The sequence below is a fragment of the Streptococcus sp. AS20 genome (assembly GCF_000524255.1).
Classification (GTDB): domain Bacteria; phylum Bacillota; class Bacilli; order Lactobacillales; family Streptococcaceae; genus Streptococcus; species Streptococcus constellatus.
In genome coordinates this window covers 158,529-176,157 of the sequence record NZ_JANS01000009.1, presented here as the reverse complement: position 1 = coordinate 176,157, position 17,629 = coordinate 158,529, and the positions used below count along the sequence as shown (strand labels likewise).

The 17,629-nt window shown below is 37.7% G+C and carries 16 protein-coding genes; 12 read left to right on the top strand and 4 right to left on the bottom strand.

Annotated features, from left to right (window positions below; all coding sequences use genetic code 11):
• Nucleotides 1-2 precede the first annotated feature (2 nt).
• A complete protein-coding gene (rbfA, locus tag HMPREF1514_RS05350; RefSeq protein ID WP_003070348.1) occupies nucleotides 3-353 on the top strand; it encodes a 30S ribosome-binding factor RbfA in 351 nt (116 codons plus the stop codon).
• A gap of 158 nt (nucleotides 354-511) precedes the next feature.
• Nucleotides 512-2,143, top strand: a complete 1,632-nt coding sequence (locus HMPREF1514_RS05345) for a Na/Pi cotransporter family protein (RefSeq protein ID WP_006269954.1) — start codon at nucleotides 512-514, stop codon at nucleotides 2,141-2,143.
• A gap of 635 nt (nucleotides 2,144-2,778) precedes the next feature.
• Here HMPREF1514_RS05345 and HMPREF1514_RS05340 read toward each other — a convergent pair.
• Nucleotides 2,779-3,306 carry a hypothetical protein gene (locus HMPREF1514_RS05340; protein ID WP_020997607.1) on the bottom strand — a complete coding sequence of 176 codons (528 nt, stop codon included), beginning with the start codon at nucleotides 3,304-3,306 and terminating at the stop codon, nucleotides 2,779-2,781.
• Nucleotides 3,307-3,991: 685 nt separating this feature from the next.
• Between HMPREF1514_RS05340 and nagA the strand changes: the two genes are divergently transcribed.
• The 8 genes from nagA to HMPREF1514_RS05305 all read left to right on the top strand — a co-directional run bounded on the left by nagA (nucleotide 3,992) and on the right by HMPREF1514_RS05305 (nucleotide 13,659).
• Nucleotides 3,992-5,146: an N-acetylglucosamine-6-phosphate deacetylase gene (nagA, locus tag HMPREF1514_RS05335; protein WP_037597806.1), complete on the top strand. Its 1,155-nt coding sequence runs from the start codon at nucleotides 3,992-3,994 to the stop codon at nucleotides 5,144-5,146.
• A 314-nt stretch (nucleotides 5,147-5,460) separates the two neighbouring features.
• Nucleotides 5,461-6,306 carry an aldo/keto reductase gene (locus HMPREF1514_RS05330; protein WP_037597804.1) on the top strand — a complete coding sequence of 282 codons (846 nt, stop codon included), beginning with the start codon at nucleotides 5,461-5,463 and terminating at the stop codon, nucleotides 6,304-6,306.
• 547 nt (nucleotides 6,307-6,853) lie between these two features.
• Nucleotides 6,854-7,606, top strand: a complete 753-nt coding sequence (locus HMPREF1514_RS05325) for a DUF6261 family protein (RefSeq protein WP_006270108.1) — start codon at nucleotides 6,854-6,856, stop codon at nucleotides 7,604-7,606.
• A gap of 171 nt (nucleotides 7,607-7,777) precedes the next feature.
• On the top strand, nucleotides 7,778-8,137 hold the full coding sequence (locus HMPREF1514_RS09685) for a hypothetical protein (RefSeq protein ID WP_232216481.1): 360 nt from the start codon (nucleotides 7,778-7,780) through the stop codon (nucleotides 8,135-8,137).
• A gap of 10 nt (nucleotides 8,138-8,147) precedes the next feature.
• Nucleotides 8,148-9,980, top strand: coding sequence for an AAA family ATPase (locus HMPREF1514_RS05320; RefSeq protein ID WP_232216480.1), 1,833 nt, complete (start codon nucleotides 8,148-8,150; stop codon nucleotides 9,978-9,980).
• A 449-nt stretch (nucleotides 9,981-10,429) separates the two neighbouring features.
• Nucleotides 10,430-11,344, top strand: a complete 915-nt coding sequence (gene glyQ, locus HMPREF1514_RS05315; protein ID WP_037597802.1) for a glycine--tRNA ligase subunit alpha — start codon at nucleotides 10,430-10,432, stop codon at nucleotides 11,342-11,344.
• A 2-nt stretch (nucleotides 11,345-11,346) separates the two neighbouring features.
• The gene (gene glyS, locus HMPREF1514_RS05310; protein WP_037597797.1) at nucleotides 11,347-13,386 is read left to right on the top strand and encodes a glycine--tRNA ligase subunit beta; all 2,040 of its coding nucleotides are present in this window, start codon (nucleotides 11,347-11,349) and stop codon (nucleotides 13,384-13,386) included.
• Nucleotides 13,387-13,401: 15 nt separating this feature from the next.
• Nucleotides 13,402-13,659 (top strand): DUF896 family protein, encoded by a 258-nt coding sequence (locus HMPREF1514_RS05305; RefSeq protein ID WP_003070331.1) that lies wholly within the window; start codon nucleotides 13,402-13,404, stop codon nucleotides 13,657-13,659.
• 47 nt (nucleotides 13,660-13,706) lie between these two features.
• Here HMPREF1514_RS05305 and HMPREF1514_RS05300 read toward each other — a convergent pair whose 3' ends face one another.
• The 3 genes from HMPREF1514_RS05300 to HMPREF1514_RS05290 form a co-directional block, all read right to left on the bottom strand.
• Complete coding sequence (locus tag HMPREF1514_RS05300) at nucleotides 13,707-14,372, bottom strand: potassium channel family protein (protein ID WP_006270110.1); 666 nt, start codon at nucleotides 14,370-14,372, stop codon at nucleotides 13,707-13,709.
• A gap of 11 nt (nucleotides 14,373-14,383) precedes the next feature.
• Nucleotides 14,384-15,739 carry a TrkH family potassium uptake protein gene (locus HMPREF1514_RS05295; protein ID WP_003070328.1) on the bottom strand — a complete coding sequence of 452 codons (1,356 nt, stop codon included), beginning with the start codon at nucleotides 15,737-15,739 and terminating at the stop codon, nucleotides 14,384-14,386.
• Nucleotides 15,740-16,007: 268 nt separating this feature from the next.
• Nucleotides 16,008-16,196 (bottom strand): helix-turn-helix transcriptional regulator, encoded by a 189-nt coding sequence (locus tag HMPREF1514_RS05290; RefSeq protein ID WP_003070327.1) that lies wholly within the window; start codon nucleotides 16,194-16,196, stop codon nucleotides 16,008-16,010.
• A gap of 154 nt (nucleotides 16,197-16,350) precedes the next feature.
• On the opposite strand from HMPREF1514_RS05290, the gene rsmH reads away from it, so the two are divergent.
• Both rsmH and ftsL read left to right on the top strand, forming a co-directional pair.
• Entirely contained in the window at nucleotides 16,351-17,301 is a 951-nt protein-coding gene (gene rsmH, locus HMPREF1514_RS05285) for a 16S rRNA (cytosine(1402)-N(4))-methyltransferase RsmH (RefSeq protein WP_037597795.1), read from the top strand.
• An 8-nt stretch (nucleotides 17,302-17,309) separates the two neighbouring features.
• Complete coding sequence (gene ftsL, locus HMPREF1514_RS05280; protein WP_003070323.1) at nucleotides 17,310-17,627, top strand: cell division protein FtsL; 318 nt, start codon at nucleotides 17,310-17,312, stop codon at nucleotides 17,625-17,627.
• Nucleotides 17,628-17,629 lie beyond the last annotated feature (2 nt).

Here is a 17,629-nt window from a genome sequence, read left to right as displayed (position 1 = left end):
TCATGGCAAATCAATTTCGTGTGGATCGTGTGGGGATGGAAATCAAACGCGAAGTCAATGAAATTTTGCAAAAAAAAGTTCGTGATCCACGTGTTCAAGGAATTACCATTACAGATGTGCAAATGTTGGGCGACTTGTCAATGGCAAAAGTGTACTACACGCTGATGAGCAACCTTGCTTCTGAACAAGAAAAAGCTCAGACTGGTTTAGAAAAGGCGAAGGGAACCATCAAACGTGAATTGGGTCACAACTTGAAGATGTACAAAATCCCTGATTTGACTTTCATCAAGGATGAATCGATTGAATATGGGAACAAAATTGATCAAATGCTCCGTGATTTAGAGCAAAAATAAGGCGTGGTTTTAGCTATATCAATATATTTAAAAAGAAAGGAAATTCTATTTTTCTTTCTTTTTTTGATAAAAATGCTAAAAAAGGCTTGTTACTTTTACACTTATCCTTTAAAATAGAAAAGGAGATAATCCGCTACAGATTTTTCGGAGGAGAAAAGATGTCCATCAATTGGCAGCAAATTATATTTAGCTTTTTAGGCGGTTTAGGACTTTTCCTATATAGTATTCGGATGATGGGAGATGGTTTGCAGCAGGCTGCAGGTGATCGGCTTCGTTATTTCATTGACAAATATACCAGCAATCCATTTTTTGGTGTTCTAGTTGGAATTGGTCTAACAGCCTTGATTCAGTCAAGTTCAGGTGTGACAGTTATTACAGTTGGATTGGTGAGTGCAGGTCTTTTAACGCTCAGACAGGCAATTGGGATTGTCATGGGGGCCAATATTGGAACAACGGTAACCTCTTTTATCATTGGTTTTAAACTGGGCGATTATGCATTACCCATTCTCTTTTTAGGAGCGATTTGTCTCTTCTTTACCAAAAAACGCTCTATCAATAATATCGGTCGCGTTCTATTTGGGGTAGGAGGGATCTTCTTTGCTTTGAATTTGATGAGTGGTGCTATGGAGCCATTGAAAAATTTAGATGCTTTTCGTGAGTATATGATAAAGTTGAGTGGAAATCCAGTCCTAGGTGTATTTGTAGGGACAGGTATTACCTTGCTGATCCAAGCCTCATCAGCAACTATCGGTATTCTACAAAATTTATATGCGAGCGGCTTGATTGAGTTAAAGGGAGCCTTGCCAGTCCTTTTTGGGGATAATATCGGGACAACGATTACAGCGATTATTGCATCATTAGGAGCCAATATTGCTGCTAAACGTGTGGCAGGTGCCCATGTCACTTTCAATGTGGTCGGTACTGTTTTATGCTTGATCGTTTTAGGTCCATTTACGAGCTTAATTCATTGGTTTCAAGCAGCACTCCATTTAAGCCCAGAAATGACCATCGCCTTTGCTCACGGAACTTTTAATGTTACCAATACGATTATTCAATTTCCATTTATTGGCTTGTTAGCTACCTTGGTAACAAAACTGATTCCAGGTGAAGATGAAGTTGTGAAATATGAACCGCTTTATTTAGATCCGATTTTAATCAAACAAGCTCCGTCTTTGGCGCTTGGAAATGCCAAAAAAGAATTGCTTCATTTAGGACGTTATGCGATGCGTTCATTTGAGTTGGCTTATGATTATATTGTGAACAATACTGAAAAGTCAGCAGACAAGGGACACAAGGTAGAAGAAGCAATCAATAAAATTGATGAAGATCTCACACGTTACCTCATTGATTTATCTAGTGAGCCTCTTAGCCAAAAAGAAAGTGAAGTGCTGACAAATATTTTGGATTCATCTCGAGATTTAGAAAGAATCGGAGACCATGGTGAAGCGCTGATTAACTTGACTGATTATATCCGTCGGAAAAAGGTGGAATTTTCTCCAGCAGCTTTGCAAGAGTTAGAATTGATTTATAACATGACTCTGACTTTCATTAAAGAATCCCTGGCTTCTGTAGAAAATAATGACCTTGAGTTGGCGGATAGCTTAGTAACGAAGCATGAAGCGATTGATAAAATGGAACGAAAGCTACGGAAAACGCACATTCATCGTCTGAATAGAGGAGAATGCTCGACACAAGCAGGCGTAAACTTTATTGATATCATCTCTCACTATACGAGAGTAGCGGATCACGCCATGAACTTAGCGGAAAAGGTCCAAGCGGAACAAATATAATCATGAGAAACAAACTGCTGGTGCAGTTTGTTTTTTTGTACTCTACTTATCTTGCATGATCAAGTAGAAAGTTTATTAATAATGGCTCTATGAGATCAAGTTGGGTACACAAGAAAAAGTGGAACATCCGTGCTGTAATACTAGCTTGACTTTGCTATCAATCCAATGTAATAGAGCAAATAGAGGTTGAATAGAACTTGAAAGATGTCACAGTTTATTTTTATCAAAGCTTACAAACTCTAAACCAGTTCATCAAGGAGAAAAATACAAATTTCGAAATATACTTTTTACTTTTGATTAAATCTTTCTTGTAAAATTGCATTTGTTAAACTATTCGAACCTCTTATTGCTGGCTATCAGTAGATTGTGGGTATTGAATTAAAAAAAGTTTTAGTATGTTCTATAAGCCAGACTCATGTTTTTTGATGAGAATATTATGGTGATGGGGAGATTGTCATAACTAGTTTATTAAGGATGTTCGGAAACTAGTCATATAAAAAGCCAATCCTCATAAAGCGAGGAATGGCTGGTTGTTTAATTTATTATTAGAACAATATGTATTGAAAGTTAATTTAGCTGCTATGTACTGTATACATACATGATGTGAGAGAAGCTAAACATTAGCTCCTACTGAATTATTCAAAAGTAACCTTAATTGGTACTTTGGCTATGGTTTCTGTGATATCATAAATGACTTCTAAATTGCATTCTAAAACTTTTGGCTTAGTAATACTAACCGCTTCCAATGCATTTATTGGTAATTTAATCCCACCTTCAGAAGCAGCAGAAGCTTTTAAGGTATCAGAACAAATGATAATTTTATGGTCATCACTATTAGAAATATTATTGACTTTACCATTACGAGTTTGCACTTCATATTCCTTATTGGAAGTATTTTTATAAGCTAGTTTAAGAGTATATTCATAATCATCTTTTTCCAACCCTTTATAGGTGACCGTAAGACCTTTGCTTTCATAAATAACTGTATCAGTAGCTGTGGTAGAAAATTCAACAACTTTTGATTTTTGTTCTGCTTTTTGACTAGAACTAGTCTTGGGTACTTCAGAAGATGATGTGTTTGTTGATTTCTTATTATTACCACAAGCAGTTAAAAACAGAATAGCAAGTAAGGAAACAACAACTGTAAAGACTTTCTTTTTCATGGTACACCTCCAAAGATAAGTGTGCTAGGTGAAGACTAAAGTCATTTAAAGCTGATTTGTCTCTTCTAAATTTGAATTTGGAATCAACTCCTTGTGACAATAATCAACACAAAATACTTTTTCCTACTTTTATTATAGCATTATACAAATAATTATTCAATAAAAGATAGAACATAAAGACTTAAATAAGGTAGTAACCGGAAAGTCGAATATAAACTTGATGGTTTAGGTTGAGTGCCTTAATTGATTCATTTGACAGAAATTATCTATTTAGTACTAAAAATATGAAAACAACAAGAAAAAACAAGACGACTATAAGGTTGGCCTGAATTTAATATCGAAAAATATCTAGCAAACAAGACTTGCAAATGGAATGAGTACTAGTATCTGTCCTAAAATAAGCAGCATCAAAGTCGGCTCCTACCAATATGGAATTTAGATCACTCTTTTAAACGAAGTGTACTACAAGTTTGTTAAATGGACAGTATAGAAAATAGTATAAACAGTGGTGTTTATACAATCACTTAAAATCTAGCAAGATAGGTCTATACCATTTACAAAAAGAAAAGAAAGCGATATAATGAAAGAGACATAATGAACAATGCGAGAGTGATTTAAAATAACATTTACAGTTGTCTAAAGCGACAGCTTATATAAACTCTCACTGAAAGAAGGAGGTTTTATTATGCCTAAATATATTCAAGCAGATCGATTTTTCTATCCCCATGGTATCCGTCAAGGTGGCTACTTAGAAATCACAGATGGTAAATTTGGCAAATGGACGAAAGCTATTCCGGCAGGTGCGGATGTGATAGATTATACAGGTTATTCTATCGCACCGGGACTGGTGGATACCCATATTCATGGTTTTGGCGGTGTCGATGTCATGGATAACAATATTGAGGGCACCCTTCATACGATGAGTGAAGGTCTCTTGACGACGGGGGTGACTAGTTTTCTGCCAACGACTTTGACTTCAAGCTATGAACAACTCTTGGCTGTGACAGAAAATATCGGTGCTCATTATCAGGAAGCGACAGGTGCTAAGATTCGTGGCTTATATTTTGAAGGTCCGTATTTCACAGAAAAATATAAAGGAGCCCAAAATCCAATTTACATGAAAAATCCTCGAATGGATGAATTTCGTGCTTGGAAAAAAGCATCGAATGGTTTGCTCAATAAAATTGCTTTAGCTCCAGAACGAGAAGGTGTTGAAGATTTTGTTCGAACCATTACTGATGAAGGCGTAACAGTTGCACTTGGGCACTCAAATGCAACTTTTGATGAAGCTAAAGTTGCGGTAGATGCTGGCGCTAGTGTCTGGGTTCATGCTTATAATGGCATGCGTGGTCTGACTCACCGTGAGCTGGGCATGGTCGGCGCTATGTACGAGCTGCCACACACTTATGCTGAGCTGATCTGTGATGGACACCATGTGGATCCAAAGGCTTGTGACATTTTGATGAAGCAAAAAGGTCATGAACATATTGCCCTCATTACCGACTGTATGACAGCTGGTGGACTAGAAGATGGCGATTATATGCTGGGTGAATTTCCGGTTGTAGTGGAAAATGGCACTGCTCGACTCAAATCAACAGGCAACCTAGCCGGTTCTATCTTGAAATTAAAAGATGGTCTAAAAAATGTTGTAAAATGGGGTATTGCTAATGCGCACCAAGCTGTTATGATGGCGACGCTCAATCCAGCAAAATCAGTTCATATTGAGGATGTTTGTGGTCAAATCAAGGAAGGTCACGACGCTGACTTTATCGTTCTTGACAAGGATTTGGAACTGGTTGCAACCTACTTGGATGGCGAAAAAAGATATGAAGCTAAATAGAATCTTTTTATCTTGAAAGAGTTGGGAAACCGACTCTTTTCATTTTACTTTTTAAAATACATGTAGTTAAGAAAAGGTTTTTAAGGATTTGAATTGCAATAAGGGGCGTGATATAATGAGGTTATCTGAGTCGTATGCTCATGATTGTAGTTGGCATAACTTTTATTACTTATAGTTTTCTCGGCAGGGGAATGGCACCAACCAAGGAGAATGTCTTTAAACCCAAATCCTTGAAAAAGAAAGTTAAGAAATAGATTTTTTGTTGGAAGGGGTAGTTGACTGGGCTGCCTGCTTGCTTAATAAAGGAGACGGAGATGGAACGTTATCAATTAAACAATGGTGTAGAGATTCCGGTTTTGGGCTTTGGAACTTGGAAGGCTCAGGATGGTGAAGAGGCCTATCAGGCAGTGCTGACAGCACTTGAAGCAGGCTACCGGCACATTGATACTGCGGCTGTTTATAAGAATGAGGGAAGTGTGGGTCGTGCAATCAAAGACAGTGGTATCCCGCGGGAAGAGCTCTTTATTACGACCAAGCTCTGGAATGGTAATCATACTTATGAGGAGACTCAAGGAGCTTTTGCCCGCTCCTTAGAGCGTTTGGGGCTGGACTATCTGAATCTCTATCTTATCCACTGGCCTAATCCGAAACCTCTGCGGGAGCAGGATGCTTGGAAACAGCGCAATCGGGAGGTTTGGCGTGCTATGGAAGACCTCTATCGGGAGGGGAAAATCCGAGCTATCGGTGTCAGCAATTTCCTACCTCACCACTTAGAGCCTCTGCTTGAGACAGCGCGTATTTTGCCCGCGGTCAATCAAATTCGTCTGGCGCCTGGTGTCTATCAGGCTGAAACAGTGGACTATTGTCGTAAGCATGATATTCTCCTAGAGGCTTGGGGTCCCTTCGGTCAAGGGGAACTTTTCCGCAATGAAGAAGTCAAGGCTGTAGCCGATAAATACGGCAAATCTGTCGCCCAAATCGCTCTGGCTTGGAGCCTGCAAGAGGGCTTCCTGCCCCTGCCCAAGTCGGTTACGCCTGAGCGAATCAAGAGCAATCTGGACTGCTTTGACATTACCCTCGGTCCAGCAGACCTAGAAGTGCTGAAAAACATTCAAGGTCTTGAAGGCGGCGCTCCAGATCCAGATAAGATGGATTTTTAGATGGTGATTGATTGAAACTGTAATCAAAACTCTCTCTTCTGTGCGATAAAGAAATCAAAGGACTGATTGAGGAGGTTATTGAGCCACTGGGAGTGGGAAGATAAGGAAGAAAAGAAGCAGTCAAGGCTTCAGTCAATATCATTTATCAACATTCTCCTCCAATCTAGGAGTCGAATCGTCTTCCTTACTAAAATTTGGAGGGAATCTAGCTTTCAGATAGTCCTATTTATGAAAATTTCCAAGTAATCTATCCCTCAAATAAGAGGATTTACTAAAATTGATTGGCATTCTATGTCTAGGATGACACTAATCACTAAAGTTTCTAGGTATTCTAAGTCTTGAATGCTCAGATGATTCGTTTTTTATAGACAAATAGTCCCCGTCGGAAGGTTTACTAGCAATCAGATGGGGATTTTTGCTGCCTTTTTTCTTTGAAAAAGAGAGAAATGCTCTTTCGGGTTTTAAAAATAACATTTCAGAGTAGCCTTGCCAAAGATTTATCACCACATGCTATACTTGTTTTATCATATTTTTGGAAAGGATTATTATGACAAAAACCTACACCATTCGCCCCCTGCCTTACAGCAACTTTACTAACCGTGAGTTTGAGAGCTTGATGACGGACTCTCATCAGGTTCTTACTAGCTTTGCCAAGTCCTACAAGGATGAGGCTATGTATGATGATCATCTTGAAGTCTTTGACAGTAAGCTGGAGCAATTCCAAGCCCAGTTGGCCAGCGTAGAAAATAAACAAACCTTGAGTCTAGCAGAAGTGGATAAGGAGCGAGACAGTGCCCTAGTCGGACTGTTTACCTTGCATAGGGGCTTTGCCAAAATCAAGGAGCCCAATCTCAAAGCTGCCCACGAAACCCTAACGCCAGTCCTTGCGAAGTATAAGGACATCACCAAGCATACCAACGATGTCGCAACTGCTGAAATCAAGAGTCTCCTCAAAACCCTCAAGGAGGAACCTTATGATGCAGCAGTGACTACCTTGGGGCTTTTGCCGATGCTTACTGCCGTGGCAACAGCTCAGGAGGACTATGATCGGGCAGAAGCTCTGGCGCGTGCAGCCAAGTCCAGCAAAGAAGTCGGCAAAACCAAGCAGTTGCGTACCGAGCTCTCCCGTATCTATGACCTCTTTATGCGCTATACCGCAGCTTCCGCAGAAGCCTATCCCGAAAAACTCCACTTTGCTAAACTCCTCAAAGACCTCAACACCATCCGCGACAGCAAGCGCCGCCTATCCAGTCCAAGCAAGAAAACAAAAACGGAACCAGCAGTGGAAGTGGCTGGATAAAGTCAATCCCTTAGAAATGATTTCTAGGGGATTTTTGGTGGTTTCGTGGTATAATTTTAATAAATAAGGAGAGGAAATATTTTTAAAGGTTCATTTGATTAAAAATGACAAAAATCTTTATATTCCCTACTAATCTATCTGTTGAGTAGCCGATAGAAAGAAAGGATTTTTATGACTAACACTTCTATTAATTTAACGCAAATCCAATTTGAAGATTCAGATACTCCACTTTTTAAGGGAGAAGAATTAGAATTAGCTTCAAAGAATTTTATTTTTGCTAAAAATGGATCTGGAAAATCAACTTTAAGTAAAGCAATATTAGATCAAAAAGAATCAGAATTTGAAGTTTACGTTTTTAATGGCTTTGAGTCTTTGATAGGTGAAAATGACAATCTGGATGCTTTTTCTTTAGCAGTAGGGGCAGGTGAAAAAGAGGCGGAAATAAAAGAGTTAGAAGACAAAATTATAAAAACAGAGCAGGACTTGTCTTTAATTCAAAAACAACTTGTGGAAAAAAAGAAGCGAGGATGAAGGAACGACTTTGTTTGATGAGTATTCTGAGAAAACAAAATTATTTAATGAACAAGCTAGGAAAATACAAAATTTTTATAAAAAGTCTGCGAGAACTATTTCATTAAGAACGGAACCTATTATTGTAGATAATCCAAAATCTTATAATAAAAATATTTTCGAATCAGAAATTACAAATGCTTGTCGTTTAGAGAAAACTGATATAAAACTATATATGGATATAATGCAGAGCGTTCCGAATGAAATTACTTCTATTAGCGAGAAGAAAATTAATTTTGAAAATTATTTGAAAGCTGTTAATGAAATTATTTCAAGTAAAGTTGTTGAACGAATATTTATTGATAGATTAGATAATCAAAGAAAAATTAATTTTGCTAAAGAAGGATTAGAAATCCATAAGGGAGAGAAAATATGCTCGTTTTGTGGGAATGAGGTTTCGGATAAGGTACTGATAGAGTTGGAAAGCTATTTTTCGGCAGATGAGGTGAAGAAGTTACAAAATCGGATTAAATCTGGTAAAGAACAAATTGCTAACTTATTAAGTGAGATTACAGCAAATGTTAAGATAAAAACAGAAGAATTTTTTCCAGATCTTATAGAAAATGCTGAAAAAGAGTGTGAGAAAATAAAAAGATCTCTGGCAGAGCAGAAATCCTATTTGGAAATATTGCTTAAAACACTAGAACAGAAAGAGAGCAACCTCTTTGTGGAAAGTGAAGAATTAGAGTTATCTGTGCCAGATAATGTGAATTATGATGAGCTAAACAGATTAATTGAAGTACATAATCAAAATGTTTTAGATATAAAAAATAAACAAAAGGAGTCCAGAGACTCACTCCGATATCATGAAATTAAACTATTACTTGAGGAATTCAAATATGATGTTGAGATTGGAAATCTGAATACTTTGGAGAAAGATAGAAACGAAAAACTTTCTGTTTTAAATAGTAAAAAAGATGAGAAGACAAAGTTAGAGCAAGCTCTGCTTGAATATCGAAGTCAGGTTGATAAATTAAAACCAAAAGCGGAAAAGCAGGCTATTGAGAGAATTAATAAAAAACTTAGGTTAAGAGTTGCTTGGGAGTTAGATCATGTAGACAATGAAAATCTTGGTTATTATAGAATCAAAGAAGGTAATCGATACAGAAGTGTAAAAAAACTATCAACAGGTGAAAAAAATGTTATTGCATTTTTATACTTCATTGAGCGTTTGGAAGAGGTCAAAGAGTCTCGGCAGAATAATAAGATTATAGTCTTTGATGATCCAATGAGTTCAAATGATGATACAATGCAATATTTAATTATTTGGGAACTACAGAGACTTTATCAAAGTAAAGATAGGAATAAATTTGATGTTAATAGAGACATCATGATAATTTTAACTCACAATGTCCATTTCTATTTAAATGTTCAGCCTCATGGTAATTTTAAAGATGACCGAGGTAGAACAAAATATGATAAATTTAATTTCTATCGTATTGAGCACCGTGAATTCATTAAAATTACAAGTGAAAAAGAGGATTTTAAAACAAGCTATGATGCCTTATGGATAGAACTGAAAGATTTGTATGAATGTGGTCACAAGTTATCAATGTTAAATACAATGAGACGAATAATTGAAACATTTATGAAATTTAATTCTTTTAGTCAAGATATATTTTATCAGGGAAATGAGCAATATTTGAAATTATTTAATGTGAATTCTCACGCTATTGATGATTTATCTGCAGAGTTATATACTGAAACAATAGAAGATATGAGGGAACTTTTCTATCAAATTTTTAAAGATAACAATTGTGATGCTCATTTTGAAAAACATTGGAAGTTTGATACAGATAGTTAATTTATTCTAAGGGAGGGAAGAATATGAAATTGGAAAAAAGAAAGCAAATAAAAAGTGTTGTTAAATCGGGCAAATGCATTATCTGCCGCAATTAAAAGAACTTTAAGCGATAATTCGGATGTGGTTGGAAAATATAATTCTTGTGTAGTGTGCGTAAAAGAAAATATTTTCCTTTTACAAATTTCCTATTTCTTGCTATAATGTTTTGTATGAAAGAAGTCTCATGCAATTACTTGCTAGCGAGTCTGGGATGGTGGAAGCCAGATAAGAGCTAAATGAAGATGGAGCTTTCGGTAAATTTTAGTCCTTGATGTTATCTTAAGGCCATATTAACAATGAAGTAATAAACTAGGGTGGAACCGCGTTTTGACGCCCCTATGCAAAGCTGTATAGGGTGTCGTATCGATGCAGTTCTACTTTTTTTGATGATAAGGGATAAGGAGTTATAAATGTCTAAAAAATTAACCTTTCAGGAAATTATTTTAACGTTGCAACAGTTTTGGAATGAACAGGGCTGCATGCTCATGCAGGCCTATGATAATGAAAAAGGTGCTGGAACCATGAGCCCATATACTTTTCTTCGTGCCATTGGACCTGAGCCATGGAATGCGGCTTATGTCGAACCTTCGCGACGTCCAGCAGATGGGCGTTACGGCGAAAATCCGAATCGCCTTTACCAACATCATCAGTTTCAGGTTGTAATGAAACCAAGTCCTAGCAACATTCAAGAGTTGTATTTACAATCATTGGAATTGTTAGGGATTAACCCGCTAGAGCACGATATTCGCTTTGTCGAAGACAACTGGGAAAATCCTTCAACTGGTTCTGCAGGTTTGGGTTGGGAAGTATGGCTTGATGGGATGGAGATTACACAGTTTACGTATTTCCAACAGGTTGGTGGTTTATCTACCAGTCCAGTTACATCTGAAGTTACCTATGGTTTAGAACGTTTGGCATCTTATATTCAAGAAGTGGATTCTGTTTATGATATTGAATGGGCAGATGGAGTTAAGTACGGAGAAATTTTCCGTCAACCAGAATTTGAACATTCAAAATACAGTTTTGAAGTGAGTGATCAAGCTTTGCTGTTGGCTAATTTTGATCATTTTGAAGCTGAGGCTAAACGTTGTTTAGAGTATAATCTCGTTCACCCTGCTTACGATTATGTTTTAAAATGTTCGCACACCTTTAATCTATTGGATGCTCGCGGAGCTGTTTCTGTGACAGAGCGAGCGGGTTACATTGCTCGGATTCGTAATTTAGCGCGTATTGTTGCTAAAACCTTTGTGGCGGAACGCAGACGGCTAGGCTATCCATTGTTAGACGAAGCAACACGTAAGAATTTATTGGCTGAGGAGGAATAAAAATGACGAAGAATTTATTGGTTGAGTTAGGGCTTGAAGAAATGCCTGCCTATGTTGTAACACCAAGCATGAAACAATTGCGTGATAAAATGGCAGCTTTTTTAACAGACAATCGTTTGACATTCGATAAGATTGAAATGTTTTCCACTCCTCGTCGCTTGGCTGTACGTGTGTCCAATCTAAGTGAAAAGCAAACAGACCTAACAGAAGACTTCAAAGGACCAAGTAAGAAAATTGCTTTGGATGCAGATGGTCATTTTACGAAAGCTGCGCAAGGCTTTGTTCGTGGAAAAGGCTTGACGGTTGAAGATATCACATTTCGTGAAGTAAAAGGTGAGGAATATGTCTATGTGACCAAACAAGAAATCGGAAAACCTGTTGAAGAATTAATTGATGGAGTAACTGATGTCTTAACCTCTCTGAGTTTTCCGGTCAATATGCATTGGGGTACCAATACGTTTGAGTATATTCGCCCTGTTCATACCCTCACTGTGTTATTGGATGATGAATCTTTTTTGATGAATTTGTTCGATATTGAAAGTGGACGGACAAGTCGGGGTCATCGTTTTCTAGGTCATGAAGTGAAGATTCAGTCTGCAGATTCTTATGAAGAAGATCTGCGCGAAGTTTTTGTCATTGCAAGTCCAATGGAACGGGAAAACATGATTTTGGATCAAATCAAAGAAATTGAGAGAATGCACAATGTTCATGTGGAAATTGATGAAAATTTGCTAGATGAAGTGCTGAACTTGATTGAGTATCCAACCGCCTTTATTGGGCGTTTTGACGATCGTTACTTAGATGTGCCAGAAGAAGTCCTTGTTACGTCTATGAAGGTTAATCAACGTTATTTTGTTGTTCGCAATGAAAATGGCAAGCTTCTTCCATATTTCGTATCGGTACGCAACGGAAATGCAGAACACCTCGAAAATGTTGTTAAAGGAAATCAGAAAGTTTTAGTGGCTCGGTTAGAAGATGCAGAATTTTTCTGGCGCGAAGATCAACGATTGATTATTTCTGACTTGGTTGACAAGTTGAAAAATGTAACTTTCCATGAAAAAATTGGATCATTAGCGGAGCACATGGAACGAACAGCAAAGATCGCAGCTCTTTTAGCAGAAAAAGCACACTTATCTACTCGGGAAGCAAAAGATGTAGCCCGTGCCGCATCTATTTACAAATTTGATTTATTGACCGGTATGGTTGGAGAATTTGATGAATTGCAAGGTATCATGGGAGAAAAATATGCTCTACTTGCAGGAGAAAACACAGCAGTAGCTAGAGCTATTCGAGAGCATTATCTCCCGACTGCTAGTGATGGTGAATTACCGGATACAAAAGTTGGTGCAATTTTGGCTATTGCAGACAAGATAGACACAATTCTTTCGTTCTTCTCTGTTGGACTCATTCCAAGTGGTTCAAATGACCCTTATGCTCTTCGTAGGGCTACACAAGGTGTTGTGCGCATTTTGGATAAATTTGGTTGGCACATTGCCTTAGATGAATTGGTAGATCAACTCTATGCGCTGCAGTTTGATAGTCTCACATATAGTAATAAAGAGCAGGTACTTGATTTCTTCCGTGCGCGTATTGAAAAAATGATGGATAATGATATTCCGAAAGATATCGTAACAGCTGTGCTCAACAGCTCGACGTTTGTTGTACGTGATTTGGTCGAGGTGGCGGCCCTTCTAGCAGAAAAAGCACAAGAAAATTCTTTCAAACCAGCAGTTGAAAGTTTGGCACGTGTCTTTAATTTGGCAGAAAAAGCAGAAGCAGTGAGTGTTGTGAATGAAAGTCTGTTTGAAAATGAAGAGGAAAAAGAACTTCATACAGCAATCGAGCACTTGACTTTATCTGATGATCTTGCAGGTAATATTGAACAATTATTTGCTTTAAGTCCGGTCATTGATGCCTTCTTTGATAACACCATGGTCATGGCAGAAGATGAAGTTATTCGAGCAAATCGTTTGGCGCTCTTAGCTTCTTTAACAACAAAAGCTAAAAAAGTGGCACAATTTAACCAAATCAATACGAAATGATAAGAGGTGAATTTTATGGATTCAAAGAAAATTGCACGAATCAATGAGCTTGCCAAGAAAAAGAAAACAGTTGGCTTAACACCCGAAGAGAAAGTAGAGCAAGCTAAGTTGCGGGAAGAATATATCGAAGGGTATCGTCGTAGCGTTCGTCACCACATCGAAGGAATCAAGATTGTAGATGAAGCAGGAAATGACATCACGCCAGAAAAGCTCCGTCAAGTCCAACGAGAAAAAGGCCTGCACGGTAGAAGTTTGGATGATCCAAATTCGTAACAGAAATGATATAAAAATCGCTGAGAAATATTCTCAGCGATTTTTGGCTATTTGGTAATATCCTCAAAATGATCAAATGTTTGACTATCAACGACAGCCATTAACAGTTCTTTATCTTTAAAAATGTAGCTAGGTGGTGTATCAATATTAAGTACACCATCAGGATTTTCTCGAAAACCGATAATATTCAGATTATAGTTTTGACGAAGTTTCAATTGTGCTAAATTTTTACCAATCCAGGATTGAGGTGGATAAAATTCAACAATGGCTACATTTTTGTCTAATTCAATCACATCAGTAGTGGCTTGGTGCAAGATATTTTTAGCAAGTGAAATCCCAGTTTCACGTTCAGGGGAGATGCAGCGATCAGCCCCGACTTTTAGCAACACTTTTCGGGTTGTCTTGCTTTTTACCTTAGCAATCACTTTTTCAACGCCTAAAGATTTACAGTGCATGACGGCAAGGACGCTGGATTCTAGATTATCCCCAGTAGCGACCACTACAGTATCACAAGTATCAATTCCTGCTGCCTGTAGCAAATCATAGTCTGTAATGTCTCCTACGACTCCGCGTGCCAAAACTGGTTCAAAATGATTGATGACATCATCATGATCGTCAACTGCAATAATATCGCAGTTGTATTTGCAAAGTGTGTTAATGATACTGCGACCGAAAACTCCTAGCCCTAGTATACCAATTGTTCGTTTATCCATTAAATTCCTTCCTATCCAACGATAATATTTGCATTGGCAAACTTAATCGCTTCTTTTTTATTTGGTTTTCGATTGGAGAGACTGACAATTAATGTCAATGGTCCAATCCGTCCGATAAACATCAAAAACATGATAACTGTTAAAGCTGCATGATTTAAAGTAGGTGTTAAATTTGCAGTCACTCCCACCGTTCCAAGAGCAGACATCGCTTCAAACATTAAATAGATGAACCGATGCCCATTATCTGCAGTCAATGTTAAGAATGTCAGTCCCAAAATAAAGGTTGTTGTAAAGACAATCAAAACACTGAAAGCTTTTTGAATGGTGGATGGAGAAAAGGTATGGTGTCCGAAATTTGTATTAGGCAAACCAAGAATTTCTGTTCGAGCAAAGGCTAATACAACTAAGAAAGTGGTAATTTTTAGTCCGCCTGCTGTTCCTCCAGGAGCACCCCCTAGAAACATTTGAATGATGTAAAGAAGTAGTGTCACCGGACGAGCTTGAGTATAGTCAATCGTTGCAAATCCAGCTGTCCGCATGGTGACGGTTTGAAAGAAACTAACTAAGAGTTTATTTCCCATAGGAAGCCGACCAATTGTGTTTGCATTGTGATATTCCGTTAAGAGTGTCAAACAGGTTCCGCTTATTAAGATAATGGCAGTCAAAGCTAGAACTAATTTTGTATGAAAACGTAGTTTTCTTTTTCGACCATTTGTTTGAATATTTGTTTTTAGGTCGAACCAAACTGAAAAACCTAAACCACCCATGATAATTAAAGCAGCAATAGTTAAATTAACCAGAGCATCTGTTTGATAGGCTAGTAAACTATTACTACCTAAATTATCAAATCCGGCGTTACAAAAAGCAGAAATAGCAAGGAAAATGGAAGTTAGAGCGCCCTTTCCCCAGCCTAAAAGAGGGATAAAACGAAAACTGAGAATCAAGGCTCCAAGAGTTTCTATACTAAAAGTGATTAGAAAAATCGAGCGGAGAAAATCACGTATAGAATTTGTTTCGTTTTGACTGAGACTTTCTTGCAAAGTGGTCCGATTGGAAAGGCTGAGTTTCTGATTGGAGCGGACGTAAATCAGCCCGATGAAGCTAATCAGCCCCAAACCACCGATTTGAATAAGAAGCATGCAGATAATCTGTCCCCAAATATTGTAAGTATCTGCAACAGACTGCGTAAAAAGTCCGGTCACACAGACCATTGAAACCGACGTGAAGAGATGGTCGAAATAGTTGGCTTTAGAAGTTGCTACCTGCACGAAAGGCAGATCTAAAAGAAGAGAGCCCACCACAATAACGAAGGCAAAACTCAATAAAATACGCCTCGCAGGAGACAATCTTGATAAAAAACGTGACATTCTTATCTTCCTTCATAGAATAATGACTTTATTTTACCACAAAGCAGCTTAAAAAACGAGAAGGAAGGCGCAAGAAGTCTAATCCTTCTTCAAAAATTTTCGACCGAGAAAGATGCAGCAAGCAATCACTGCCACATCTATCCAAAATAATATCGGATCTGTCAAGGTGAAGAAAAAGTAGAAGGAAATGATAAGGAGAATAGCTAGAAGAGGTAAGATAATTTTTTTGTATTGTTGAAGATTCATTTGAATTTAGTCTTTCTATTTTTTACTTGTTCCAAAAAAGTGTGTTTAGGTCTGTCTTCAAAGCTAGCGCTAAACTAATGCAAAGTTCTAGTGTTGGGTTATATTTGTTGTTTTCAATCATGTTAATTGTCTGCCGCGAAACGCCAATCTTTTTAGCAAGGTCCAATTGTGAGAGATCTAATTTTTTCCGGAAATCTTTTACTCGATTCATGCTTTTATCCTTGGTTTGATGTTAAATATAACTGACTTTTATAATTATATTATTATAGAAGAAACTAAGTAAATATGTCAAGTATAATTTACAAAAAAACTTTACATGATTCTGAAATTCATTTTTTAAATCTTTATGGTATAATAGTAAAGATATGACAAATGAATTTCATCATGTAACAGTTCTTCTACACGAAACCATTGATCAGCTTAATGTAAAACCAGATGGAGTCTATGTTGATGCGACATTAGGTGGGGCAGGGCATAGCGAATATCTTTTGAGTAAATTAGGAAAAAACGGTCATTTATATGCTTTTGATCAAGATCAGACCGCTATTGATTATGCTCAAAAACACTTAGCGCTTTATGTAGCGCGAGGAATGGTGACCTTTATCAATGATAATTTTCGTCATTTAAAGGAACGTTTGCATGAACTAGGTGTTGAAGAAATTGATGGCATTTGTTATGATTTAGGGGTTTCTAGTCCGCAATTGGATGAGCGCAAGCGTGGGTTTTCCTATAAACAGGATGCTCCGCTTGACATGCGGATGAATCAGGATGCAAAGTTGACGGCTTATGCAGTAGTCAATCAATACAGCTATCACGATTTGGTGCGGATTTTCTTCAAGTATGGAGAAGATAAATTTTCAAAGCAAATTGCTCGGAAAATTGAGCAAATGCGTGAAAAGAAACCGATTGAGACTACTACGGAGTTAGCAGAGATTATCAAATCTGCTAAGCCTGCCAAGGAATTGAAAAAAAAGGGGCACCCTGCTAAACAGATTTTTCAAGCCATTCGCATCGAAGTTAATGATGAGTTGGGAGCGGCAGATGAGTCCATTCAACAAGCGATGGACTTGTTGACGGTTGATGGGCGTATTTCGGTGATTACGTTTCATTCGTTGGAGGATCGCTTGACCAAGCAGCTTTTTAAAGTAGCCTCAACAGTAGAAGTACCGAAAGGGTTGCCGTTTATTCCAGAGGAATTACAGCCTAAAATGAAGTTGGTCACTCGGAAACCCATTTTACCAAGTCAAGAAGAATTAGATCAAAATAATCGAGCCCATTCAGCTAAGCTGCGTGTGGCGCAAAAAGTACATAAGTGAGGATTGAGATGGCAACTAGAACAAGAACAACTGGCCAGATACTTCAGGCACGAATTCAAAAATTTTCTCGTGTTGAGAAAGCATTTTATGGAGCGATAGTCTTGACAGCGGTTATCTTAGCAACCAGTGTTGTCTTTATGCAAACAAAATTATTGCAGGTGCAACGTGATTTAACGACTGTCAATTCAAAAATTGAAGCAAAGCGCACAGAACTAGATGATGCTAAACAAGAAGTAAACGAATTGATTCGTAGTGAACGTTTGTCAAAATTAGCAAGTTCACAGGAAATGACCCAAAATAATGAAAATATCAGAACGGCGGAATAAAG